General features: G+C 68.8%; 1 protein-coding gene. It reads right to left on the bottom strand.

Annotated elements, in window-relative coordinates:
- A partial coding sequence (locus tag FKV24_RS18955) for a non-ribosomal peptide synthetase (protein WP_141483504.1) occupies positions 1-1519 on the bottom strand: 1519 nt, incomplete at both ends.

Raw genomic sequence — 1519 nt, 5'->3', positions numbered from 1 at the left:
TCAGCTCGACATCGAACCGCTCCCGTATCGCGCTGACCAGACGGGTGGACAGCAGCGAGTGCCCGCCCAGCTCGAAGAAGCTCGCACCGGCACTGATCTCGGCCACCTCCAGCCCCAGCAGCCGCCCCCAGATCTCCGCCAGCGCCTCCTGGGTCTCCCCCTGCGGCGCCACGAAATCCTCTCCGCTCCCCGGAAGTTCCGGCGCCGGCAACGCACCACGGTTCACCTTCCCGTTCACCGACATCGGGAACTCCGCCAGCGTCACCAGCGCCGTCGGCACCATGTGCTCGGGCAGCCAGCGACGCAGCTGCTCGCGCCAGTCGCCCAGCGCCGCATCCATCGCCGTCGGCACCACATACGCCACCAGCCGGCGCTCGCCGCGCCCATCCTCGCGCACCACCACCAGCGCCGCCTTGACCTCCGCCAACTCCAACAGCCGCGCCTCGATTTCGCCCAGCTCGATCCGGAAACCCCGGATCTTGACCTGGTCGTCCAGACGACCGACATACTCGATGCGCCCATCCGCCAGATAGCGGACGATGTCGCCAGTCGCATACAGACGGGCCTGCGGGTCCTCCACGAACGGATCCGCGATGAAGCGCTCGGCAGTCAGCTCGGGGCGGTTGAGATAGCCGCGCCCCACTCCGACACCGCCGATATAGAGCTCGCCATAGGCCCCCAACGGCACCGGCTGGCGCTGCCGGTCCAGGACATACGCGCGCACGTTGCCCAGCGGGCGGCCGATCGTCACCGGCTCGTCCGGCTTCAGCTCCATCAACGTCGAGCACACCGCCGCTTCGGTCGGACCATATCCATTGAATAGGCGATAGCGGCTCGACCAGATCTGGGCGGTCCGCGGATCGCAGGCTTCGCCTCCGACCATCAGCATCCTCAGCGCATAGTCCCGCGTGCTGTCGAGCAGGGACAGCAGCGACGGCGGCAGCACCGCATGGGTGATGCGATTGTCCAGCATGTAGTCCTGCAACTTCTCCACCGAGCCGCGCTCGTCGTTGCCGCAGATATACAGGGTGGCCCCCGAAAGCAGGGCCATCGTCCAGTCCAGTACCGCCGCATCGAAACTCTGCGACGCGAACTGCAGGACCCGGCTGCCGGCTCCCACCTCGCACCGCTGGATCATCCGCAGCGCCAGGTTGGCCGCCGAACGGTGCTCGATGGCCGCGCCCTTGGGCCGTCCGGTCGAGCCCGACGTGTAGATGACATAGGCCACCTCGCGCGCGCCCTGGCCGGGCAGCGGCGACGGATCGGTGTCGGCGCAACCGGTCAGCTCCGCCTGCACCGGGTCGCTGTCGAGCACGCACTGCGGTGTGGCCTCCCGCGTGGCAAGCACGGTGTCGCGATGCACCAGCAGCAGCGCCGCACCGCTGTCCCCGGCCATGTCGCATAGCCGCTCGAGCGGATAGGCCGGGTCCATCGGAAGGTAGGCCGCCCCCGCCTTCAGCACCGCCAGCGTCGCGACCAGGGTGTCCAGACCGCGCGACAGGCACAGGCCTACCGTGGT

The sequence above is a fragment of the Marilutibacter maris genome (assembly GCF_006546735.2).
Classification (GTDB): domain Bacteria; phylum Pseudomonadota; class Gammaproteobacteria; order Xanthomonadales; family Xanthomonadaceae; genus Marilutibacter; species Marilutibacter maris.
The sequence above is the reverse complement of the archived record's forward strand: the minus strand, read 5'-3'. Positions and strand labels throughout refer to the sequence as shown.